The 11261-nt window shown below is 74.3% G+C and carries 1 protein-coding gene and 1 pseudogene; both read left to right on the forward strand.

What is annotated here, in order from left to right; all coding sequences use genetic code 11:
* Positions 1-157: 157 nt before the first annotated feature.
* Positions 158-2059, forward strand: a pseudogene (locus KOI47_RS36620) (SDR family oxidoreductase); the annotation flags it as partial.
* Positions 2060-2273: 214 nt separating this feature from the next.
* Entirely contained in the window at positions 2274-11252 is an 8979-nt protein-coding gene (locus KOI47_RS35635) for a type I polyketide synthase (protein WP_269756712.1), read from the forward strand.
* Positions 11253-11261: the final 9 nt, after the last annotated feature.

Here is an 11261-nt window from a genome sequence, read left to right on the forward strand (position 1 = left end):
ATCACTCACCATCCACGCCCGCCCGGAACACACCCCGGACGCCCCCTGGACCCGGCACGCCAGCGGCCTCCTGGCCACCGCCGGGCCCTCCGCCGCCTCCTTCCCCGGCACGAACTGGCCACCGCCGGACGCCGAGCCGGTGGAAACCGACGGGCTGTACGAGTGGTTCGCCCAGGCCGGCTACGGCTACGGGCCCAGTTTTCAGGGACTGCGCGCCGTATGGCGGCACGACGGCGAGGTACTGGCCGAGGTCGCGCTACCGGAAGGGGAGGCCGAGGGGTTCGGCCTGCACCCCGCGCTCCTGGACGCCGCCCTGCACGCACTGGCCGCCACCCGGCCCTGGACCGGGGAACAACGGCTGCCCTTCTCCTGGCAGGGCGTCACCCTGCACGCCTGCGCCGCGTCCCTGCTGCGGGTGCGGCTGACCGAGCGGGACGGCGACCGGGTGTCGATCACCGCCGCCGACCCGGCGGGGGAACCGGTCGTCACCATCGAGGCGCTCCGGCACCGGGCCGTGGACCGCGCGGAGCTAGCGGCGCCCGCCGACCCCGGGCGGGACGCGCTGTTCAGCCTCGGCTGGACCCCGGCACCCGAGCCCGACCCCGGATCGTCTGCCCCGGTGGCGGTGCTCGGCGACCACCCGCCGGCCTGGCAACTCCCACCGGACACCGTGCATGCCGCGGACCTGACCGAACTGGCCGAGCTGGCCGCCACCGGCGCCCTGCCCGGGGTGGTCCTCAGCCCGCTCCCCGGAGATCCCGCCGGGGAGGCACCAGCCGCCGGGGCACATCGGGCGAGCGCCGACCTGCTGGAGCTGGCCCAGCGATGGCTGGCCGAGGAATGCTTCGCCGATGCCCGCCTCGTCCTGGTGACCAGCGGCGCGGAGGACGGGAACGACCTGCCGGCTGCCGCGGCCTCCGGACTGCTGCGTACCGCGATCTCCGAGCATCCCGGCCGGTTCGGGCTGCTGGACCTGACGGCCGGGACCGACCTCGGCATCGCGCTGCCGCAGCTGACCGCAGGGACCGAACCGTGGATCGCGGTACGGGACGGTCGGCCGTGCCTGCCCCGGTTGCGGCGTGCCCCAGCCGCGGGCGAGGCCACCACCTGGGACCGCGAGGGCACCGTCCTGATCACCGGCGGTACCGGCGGCCTCGGCCGCCTGCTGGCCCGCCACCTCGCGTCCCACGGCTTCCGGCGCCTGCTGCTGACCAGCCGCCGCGGCCCGGATGCCGAGGGCGCCACGGAACTGGCCGCCGAACTGCGAGCGCATGGCGCCGAGACCACGATCCTGGCCTGTGACCTGACCGACCGGGACGCCGTCGAACGCCTCGTCGCCGGGGCACCCGCGCTGACCGCGGTGGTGCACGCCGCCGGGGTGACCGCCGACGGGGTGCTGGCCTCGCTGGCCCCGGACCGCCTCCATCCCGTGCTCGCGCCGAAGGTGGATGGTGCTTGGTATTTGCATGAGGCGACTCGGGGTGTGTCGTTGGCGGGGTTTGTGTTGTTTTCTTCTGCGGCGGGTGTTTTTGGTACTGCTGGGCAGGGGAATTATGCGGCTGCGAATGCGTTTTTGGATGGTCTTGCGGGGTTGCGGCGTGCGGAGGGGCTGCCGGGGTTGTCCCTGGCCTGGGGAGCATGGGCCAGCAGGGAAGGCCTCACCGGCGGACTGTCCGATGCGGACTGGGAGCGGATGGCGCGGGCCGGTCTGCGCCCGCTGCCGGTGGAACGGGGACTGGAACTTTTCGACACCGCCATCCACACCGACCGGGCCGCCGCGACGCTGGTGGCCACCCCGCTCGACCTGTCGGCGCTCCGCGAACGCCCGGAGATCCTTCCACTGCTGCGCGGCCTGACCGGGCCGCGGCGCCGGGTGGCGGCGGGGGAGACCGGTGCGGCTGGGGATTTGGTGGGGTTGTTGCGTGGGTTGCCGGTGGGGGAGCGGTTTGGGGTGTTGTTGGATGTGGTGTGTGGTCGGGTGGGGTCGGTGTTGGGGTATGGGGATGGGTTTGTGGTGGGGGTGATGTGTCGTTTCGGGAGTTGGGTTTTGATTCGTTGACGGCGGTGGAGTTGCGGAATGAGTTGGGTGTGGTGACGGGGTTGCGGTTGCCTGCGACGTTGGTTTTTGATTTTCCGTCGGTGGGTGGTTTGGTGGAGTTTTTGTTGGGTGAGTTGTTGGGTTCGGGTGGTGTGGTTGGTGGTTCGGTGGGTGTTGGTGGTGTGGTGGGGATCCGGTTGTGGTGGTGGGGATGGGGTGTCGTTTTCCGGGTGGGGTGGCCTCCCCCGAGGACCTGTGGCGGCTGGTTACCGAGGGCGTGGACGCCATCGGCGAGTTCCCCACCGACCGCGGCTGGGACATCGCCGGCCGTACCGCCACCTCCTCCGGAGGGTTCCTCCCCGACGCGGCCGGTTTCGATGCCGGGTTTTTCGGGATGTCGCCGCGGGAGGCGGTGGCTACGGATGCGCAGCAGCGGTTGTTGCTGGAGGTGTCCTGGGAGGCGCTGGAGCGGGCGGGGATTGATCCGCATGTGCTGCGGGGTTCGCCGACGGGGGTGTTCGCGGGGGTGATGTACAGCGACTACGCCACCCTGCTCGGCGCGGAGTTCGAGGGACACCAGGGCACCGGAAGCGCGCCCAGCGTGGCTTCCGGCAGGGTGGCCTACACGCTGGGCATGGAGGGCCCCGCCGTCAGCGTGGACACCGCCTGCTCCTCCTCGCTGGTGGCGCTGCACTGGGCCGCGCAGGCACTGCGCTCGGGGGAGTGCTCCCTGGCACTGGCCGGCGGGGTCACGGTGATGGCAACCCCGGGCACCTTCGTGGAGTTCACCAGACAAGGCGGCCTGGCCCCGGACGGCCGCTGCAAGGCCTACTCCGACGCGGCCGACGGGGTCGCCTGGTCCGAGGGCGTCGGCATGCTGGTACTGGAACGGCTGTCCGACGCGGAGCGCAACGGGCACCAGGTGCTGGCGGTGGTGCGGGGCAGCGCGGTCAACTCCGACGGTGCCTCGCACGGGCTGACCGCACCCAACGGGCCCTCCCAGCAACGGGTGATCCGGCAGGCCCTGGCCTCGGCCGGACTGGCCGCCACGGACGTCGATTTGGTTGAAGGGCACGGCACCGGGACGCCCCTCGGGGACCCGATCGAGGCGCAGGCCCTGCTGGCAACCTACGGCCAGGACCGGGACACCCCGCTGCTGCTCGGCTCGGTCAAGTCGAACCTCGGCCATACCCAGGCCGCGGCCGGGGTGGCTGGTGTGATCAAGACAGTGCAGGCCATGCGGCACGGGATAGCCCCGCGCACGCTGCACGCCGATGCGCCCTCGTCCCAGGTGGACTGGACCGCGGGGAAGGTGGAACTGCTGGCGCAGCCCGCCGACTGGCCGGAGACCGGCCATCCGCGCCGGGCCGGGGTGTCCTCCTTCGGCATCAGCGGCACCAACGCCCACGTCATCCTGGAACAGGCAGGCAGGCCGGACGACCCCGGCCAGGACGATCCAGCCGCGCAACCGCGGCTGCTGCCGTGGGTGCTCTCCGGCCGGACCGAAGGTGCCCTGCGCGCCCAGGCCACCAACCTCATCGCCGCCGCAAGGGAACACCCGGAATGGACCCCGGCCGGGATCGGGCGCACCCTGCTGGGCCGCACCGGGTTCGAGCACCGGGCGGTGGTGCTCGGCGCCGCGCGCGAGCGGCTGCTGGGCGCGGCCGCCACCATCGGCACCGGCAACCCCGGGGCCGGGGTGGTCGAGGGCACCGCCGACCTCACCGAGGTCAAGGTGGTGTTCGTCTTCCCGGGCCAGGGCGCCCAGTGGGCCGGGATGGGCGCACAACTGCTGGCCGAGTCCCCGGTTTTCGCCCAGCGGCTCGCCGAATGCGAGCGGGCACTGGCCCCCTGGCTGGACTTCTCGCCCACCGCGGTACTGCGCGGGGCCGAGGGCGCTCCGGGCCTGGACCGGGTCGAGGTGGTGCAACCGGTGTCCTTCGCCGTGATGGTCTCGCTGGCCGGGCTGTGGCGTTCCTGCGGGGTGCGGCCGGACGCGGTGCTCGGCCACTCGCAGGGCGAGATCGCCGCCGCCGTGGTGGCCGGTGCACTGTCTATCGAGGACGGAGCAAGGGTGGTCGCGGTGCGCAGCCGCGCCATCGCGCGCGGGCTGGCCGGTTCCGGCGGGATGCTGTCCATCGCGTTGCCTGCCGAGGAGGTCGCCGCCCGCCTGCCGGAAGGGGACCGGGTGTCGATCGCGGCGGTGAACGCACCCGGTTCGGTCGTCGTCTCCGGTGCCGAGGACGCGCTCGACGAGCTGGCCGCCGCCCTGACCGGCGAAGGGGTACGGACGAGGCGGATCGCGGTGGACTACGCCTCACACTCCGCCGAGGTCGAACAGCTGCGGGACACCCTCCCCGGCGAGCTGGCCGGAATCGAGCCACGACGGGCGCAGGTGCCGTTCCACTCCACCGTGACCGGGCGATGGCTGGAGGGCCCCGAGGTGGACGCCGGGTACTGGTACCGGAACCTGCGGCACACCGTGGGCTTCGAACCCGCGGTTCGCACCCTGCTCGACCAGCGGTACCGGATGTTCGTCGAGGTCAGCCCGCATCCGGTGCTCACCCCCGGCATCCAGGAGACCATCGAGGCCACCGGCGTACCGGCCGCCACCGGCGCCACCCTGCGGCGCGAGGACGGCGGGCTGGACCGGTGGCTGACCTCGCTGGCCGAGCTGTACGTGCGCGGCCTGCCGGTGGACTGGTCCGCCTGCTTCGCCGATACCGCCACCCGCCGGGTGGACCTGCCCACCTACCCCTTCCAGCACGAGCGGTACTGGCCGGAACCCCCGCCGCATCCGGCGGCGGACGCGGCCGGGGACGAGGAGGGGTTCTGGTCCCAGCTGCGGCAACAGGACCTCGGATCGCTGGCCGCCCGCATCGGGGTGGACGAGGAATCCCTTGGCACCGTGCTGCCGGCACTGGACGCCTGGCGCACCGCCCACCGCCAGGACTCCGCAGTGGAGAGCTGGCGCTACCGGGTGGCCTGGCGCCCGGTCTCCGGCGGCACCGCCCCGGTGCTCACCGGAACCTGGCTGCTGGTCACCACCGAGGGAGTCCAGGACACCGCCGTGCACCAGGCGCTCACCACGCACGGGGCCGAGGTGCACCGGGTCACCCTGGACGCCACCCGACCCGACCGGGACACCGTGGCCGCCCGGCTGGGCCGGCCGGGCGAGCTCGCCGGGGTGGTCTCGCTGCTGGCCATGGCGGAGGAACCGGCAGCGGGGCATCCCGCGCTGACCGCGGGCACCGCCCTGACGCTCGCACTGGTGCAGGCGCTCGGCGACCTCGACCTGCCTGCCCCGCTGTGGTGCCTGACCCGCGGCGCGGTCGCCGTCGATGCCGGGGACCGGCTGGAGCACCCGCTGCAGGCCCAGGTGCTCGGGCTCGGCTACACCGCGGCACTGGAACACCCGCACCGCTGGGGCGGCCTGATCGACCTGCCCCCGGTGCTGGACGATCCCGCCGCGCGGCGGCTCGCCGGGATCCTGGCCGGTCCGGACGGCGAGGACCAGCTCGCCATCCGGGCCACCGGGGTACACGCCCGGCGGGTGCTGCGCGCCCCGGACCCCGGCCGGGAACCCCGGCGCGCATGGAAACCCCGCGGCACCACCCTGATCACCGGTGGCACCGGCGTGCTCGGCGCCGTCCTCGCCAGGCACCTCGCCCGCGCGGGCGCGGAGCACCTGGTACTGGTCAGCCGCGCGGGCCCGCGGGCCCCCGGCGCGCCGGACCTTGCGGCCGAACTCACCGAGCTTGGCGCCGCCGTCACGGTCGAGGCCTGCGACCTGGCCGACCGGGACGAGGTCGCCGCCCTGCTCGACCGGCTGGCCGGCGCGGGCCACGTGCCGCGGGACGTCTTCCACATCGCCGGGCTCGTCCACCTGGCCACCCTCGCCGGCACCGACACCGAGGAGTTCGCCGCGGCGCTGGCCGCCAAGGTCGCTGGCGCCCGGCACCTGGACGCCCTGCTCGACCCGGACACCCTCGACTCCTTCGTGTTGTACTCCTCCACCACCGGGGTCTGGGGCAGCGGCGAACACGCCGCCTACGCCGCGGGCAACGCCTACCTGGAGGCACTGGCCCGCGACCGCCGTGACCGTGGCCTGCCCGCTACCTGCCTGTCCTGGGGCACCTGGTGGGACGACCAGGACCGGCTGCCGGTCGGACGGATCGAGGGCAGCGGCCTGGTGCTGATGGACCCCGAGCCCGCGCTGCGCGCCCTGCGCCGGGCGCTGGACGCGGAGGAGACCCAGCTGACCATCGCCGATATCGACTGGGACCGCTACCACCCGGTGTTCACCTCCGCCCGCCCCTCCCGGCTGTTCGACGAACTGCCCGAGGTACGCGCCCTGCGCCGAGCAGGGAGTGAGCGGGACACCGCCGCGGGCGGCGAGTTCGGCACCAGGCTACGCGCACTGCCGGAGCGGGAGCAGCGGGCGAAACTGCTCGACCTGGTCCGTTCCCAGGCGGCCCAGGTGCTCGGGCACCCCACGGCGCGGGCCGTGCCGGAGGCGCGGGCACTACGCGAGATCGGGTTCGACTCGGTGACCGCCGTCGACCTGCGCAACCGGCTGAGCCGCGCCACCGGGCTCACCCTGCCGGCCACCCTGGTCTTCGACCATCCCGACGCCACCGCACTGGCGGCGTTCCTGCACTCCCTCCTGCTGGGTGGCACGCCCCGCACCGAGGCACCGGCCGCGGCCGGAACCGACGCCGGTGAGCCGGTCGCGATCGTCGCGATGAGCTGCCGCTTCCCCGGCGGTGTGCAGGGCCCCGAGGACCTGTGGCGCCTGCTGGCCGAGGGCGGCGACGCGATCTCCGGCCTGCCCACCGACCGTGGCTGGGACCTGGACGGGCTGTTCAGCGCTGACCCGGACGCCCCCGGCACCTCCTACACCCGCTCCGGCGGGTTCCTCTCCGGCGCCGCGGACTTCGACGCCGAGTTCTTCGGGCTGTCCCCGCGCGAGGCACTCACCATGGACCCGCAACAGCGGCTGCTGCTGGAGACCACCTGGGAAACCTTCGAACGGGCCGGGATCGACCCTGCCGCGCTGCGCGGCGGCCAGGTCGGCACCTTCGTCGGTGCCAGCTACCAGGAGTACGGCACCGATCCCGAGCCCGGCGACGAGGGCTACGTGGTGACCAGCACCGTGGCCAGCGCGCTCTCCGGCAGGGTGGCTTACCTGTTCGGCCTTGAGGGCCCCGCGGTGACCGTGGACACCGCCTGCTCCTCCTCGCTGGTGGCGCTGCACATGGCGGCCCAGTCGGTACGCGGAGGGGAGACCTCGCTCGCGCTGGCGGGCGGGGTCACCGTGATGCCCACTCCCAGGGCGTTCGTCGCCTTCAGCCGCCAGCGCGCCCTCGCCCCGGACGGCCGCTGCAAGGCCTTCGCCGACTCCGCGGACGGGATGACCCTTGCCGAGGGTGTCGGGGTGGTGCTGCTGGAGCGGCTGTCCGACGCGCGGCGCAACGGGCATCCGGTGCTGGCGGTGCTGCGCGGTAGCGCGGTGAACTCCGATGGCGCATCCAACGGCCTGACCGCGCCGAACGGGCCCTCCCAGCAACGGGTGATCCGGCAGGCCCTCGCCAACGCGAGACTGTCCACAACGGATGTCGATCTGGTCGAGGCACACGGCACCGGGACCGCACTTGGTGACCCGATCGAGGCGCAGGCGGTGCTGGCGACCTACGGCGCGGACCGTGACCATCCACTGTGGCTGGGTTCGGTGAAGTCGAACCTCGGGCATACCCAGGCCGCGGCCGGGGTGGCCGGTGTGATCAAGTCGGTGCTGGCGTTGCGGAACGGGATAGCCCCGCGCACCCTGCACGCCGAGCATCCATCCTCCCATGTGGACTGGGAAGCTGGGTCCGTCGAACTGCTCACCGAGGAACGCGCCTGGCCGGAGCTCGACCGGCCGCGCCGCGCCGCGGTTTCCTCCTTCGGGATCAGCGGCACCAACGCGCACGCCATCCTGGAGCAGGCCGAACCGGAACCGGACCGGGCAAGGCCCGCGCTCACCCCCGCCGTGGTGCCCTGGGTGGTGTCCGGCCGGACCGAGCAGGCCGCCCGCGCCCAGGTCGAACGGCTGCGGGCAGCCACCGCGGACGGCGGAGCCGACCCGCTGGACGTCGGCTGGTCGCTCGCGAGCGGCCGGGCGGCACTGGCGCACCGGATGGTGCTGGCCTGGGACGGCACCCGGACCACCGAACTCGCGCGGGGCGCTGGCACCGGCGGTGGCCTGGCGCTGCTGTTCTCCGGCCAGGGCGCGCAGCGCGCGGGCATGGGCCGCGAACTGGCCGCCCGGTTCCCGGTGTTCGCCGCCGCCTGGGACGAGGTGTGCGCCCAGCTGGACACCGAGCTACCGGTTCCGGTGGGGCACACGCTGGCCGAGCCGGAACTGCTGGACGGCACCGGGGCCGCCCAGCCAGCCCTGTTCGCCCTCGAAGTGGCCCTGTACCGGCTGGTGGAGTCCTTCGGGATCCGGCCGGACTACCTGATCGGGCACTCCATCGGGGAGATCGCCGCCGCGCACGTCGCCGGGGTGCTCACCATGGCCGAGGCAGCACGCCTGGTCACCGCACGGGCCGGGCTGATGGGGCAGCTGCCGCCCGGCGGGGCGATGGTGGCCGTCCCCGCGGCCGAGGCCGAGGTCACCCCGCTGCTGTCCGGCAGACAGGACCAGGTCGCCATCGCGGCCGTCAACGGGCCGGAGTCCGTGGTGCTGGCCGGTGAGGAGGACGCGGTGACCGAGGTGGCCGCCCGGTTCCCCCGGTCCCGGCGGCTGCGCACCAGTCACGCCTTCCACTCCCCGCTGATGGAGCCGATGCTCGACCGGTTCCGGGATGCGCTGACCGGCCTGGACCCGAAGGCGCCCGGCATCCCGGTGATCTCCACGCTGACCGGGGAACCGGCAGGCCCGGACTGGGGCTCGGTGGACTACTGGGTGCGGCACGCGCGGCAACCCGTCCGGTTCGGCGCGGCCGTCGCCACCGCGGCCACCCACGGCACCGGCGCCTTCCTCGAACTGGGACCGGACGCGGTGCTCACCGGCGCGGTCGCCGACACCGCGCCGGAGGCGGTGGCCGCGCCCCTGCTGCGCCGGGACCGCGGCGAGGAGCTCGCCACCGTCACCGCACTGGCCCGGCTGCACTGCGCCGGGATTCCGGTCAGCTGGGCCGAACTCTTCACGGGTACCGGCGCCGCCAGGGTGGACCTGCCCACCTACCCCTTCCAGCACCAGCGCTTCTGGCTCGCCCCCCGCGACGGCACCGAGCAGGCCGCGCCCAGCGGGGACGCGCTGTTCCGGCTCCGCTGGCCCCGGGTACCCGGGCAGGCGGCCGGCGCGGACCCGCGCCGGTGGGCGGTACTTGGCGAGCACCCGACGGCCGGGACACTGAACTCCTGCGGCGTCCCGCGGCGGCCGGAGGGCACCGTCGCCGAGCTGGCGGCGGCGATCCCCGGCACCGAAGCGGTACCCGAGGTCGTGCTGCTACCCGTCGACCCCGGCGATGACTGCCCGGCGACCGGGACGCGGGACACGGTGACCTGGCTGCTCGCCCAGCTGCGGGACTGGCTGGCCGAGGACCGGTTCGCCCACTCCCGCCTGGTGCTGGTGACCCGTGACGCGGTGCCCGCCACGCCAGGGGACGAGCTGACCGGGCTGGCCGCGGCCGGGGCGTGGGGGCTGGTGCGCTCGGCGCAGGCGGAGCATCCCGGCCGGTTCGTCCTCGCCGACCTCGACGGCGCGCCGTCCTCGGCCACGGCCCTGCTGGACGCGCTCACCGCCGCCAGGGAACCGCAGCTGGCCGCCAGGGCCGGCGCCGTGCACGTGCCCCGGCTCGCCCCGCTCGACCTTCCCGGCTGGCCGGACGGTGGGCAGGCGGGCTGGCACTGGCCCGACGGCGGAACCGTGCTGATCACCGGCGGCACCGGCGCGCTCGGCAGGCACCTCGCGCGCCACCTGGTCACCCGGCACGGGGTGCGCAGCCTGCTGCTCGTCAGCAGGAGTGGCCCCGAGGCACCGGGGGCGCGGGAACTGGCGGCGGAACTCACCGCACACGGCACCGAGGTCCGCATCGTTGCCTGCGACACCGCCGACCGCGACCAGCTCGCCGCCCTGCTGGACGAGGTCCCGGCCGAACACCCGTTGTCCGCGGTAGCGCACCTGGCAGGGGTGCTGGACGACGGCCTGCTCACCGGCCTCACCGCCGAGCAGGTCGCCAGGGTGCTGCGGCCCAAGGTGGACGCCGCGGTGCACCTGCACGAGCTGACCCGCGGCCTGGACCTCTCGGCCTTCGTGCTGTTCTCCGGATTCGCCGGGGTACTGGGCAGCCCTGGCCAGGCCGGCTACGCCGCGGCGAACGCGTTCCTGGACGCGCTGGCCCACCGGCGCCGCGCGCTGGGGCTGCCTGCCGCCGCGGTGGCGTGGGGACTGTGGGCGCAGGACACCGGCATGGCAGGGGAACTCGGCGCCGCGGACACGGCCCGGCTGCGGCGCTCCGGCATCCTGCCGATCACCCCCCGGCGCGGCCTCGACTTGCTGGACACCGCAGCCGCGGCGGGCACGCCACTGGTGGTGGCCGCCCCGCTGGACCTGACGGCACTCGCCGCGGGCACCCCGCCGAGCCTGCTGCGCGACCTGATCGGGGACACCGGGCAGGACACAGCCGACGGGCACGGCCCACCCGGCGCGGAACTGGCGCGGCGGCTGGCGGGCCGGGACACCGATGGCCAGCGGGAGCTGCTGCTGGAGCTGGTGTCCGAGGTGACCGCGACCGTGCTCGGCCACCAGCAGGGCACCGCCATCGACCGTCAGCGCGGCTTCCTCGACCTCGGGATGACCTCACTGAACGGGGTCGAGTTGCGCAACCTGCTCGCCGCGCGGACCGGGCTCACCCTGCCCACCACGCTGATCTTCGACCACGCCAGCCCGGAGGAGCTCGCCGCCCACCTGCGGGACCTGCTCACCGGCGAGCACGCCGCGGCCACCGCACCGGCACTGGCCGACCTCGGCAGGTTCGAGGCGGCCGTCGCGGAGACCCCGCTCGACCCGGACACCAGGGCCCGGCTGGTGAAACGGCTGTCCGCGGTGCTGTGGACCTTGCGCGCGGGCGAGGACGAGTCGGGCAGCGGTGCGCGGGCCGGGCTGGACGCCGCGAGCGACGAAGAGATGTTCGCGCTGATCAACGAGGAACTCGGGCTCGACTGACCGGGCGCC

The sequence above is a fragment of the Amycolatopsis aidingensis genome, assembly GCF_018885265.1.
In the GTDB taxonomy this organism is placed as follows: domain Bacteria; phylum Actinomycetota; class Actinomycetes; order Mycobacteriales; family Pseudonocardiaceae; genus Amycolatopsis; species Amycolatopsis aidingensis.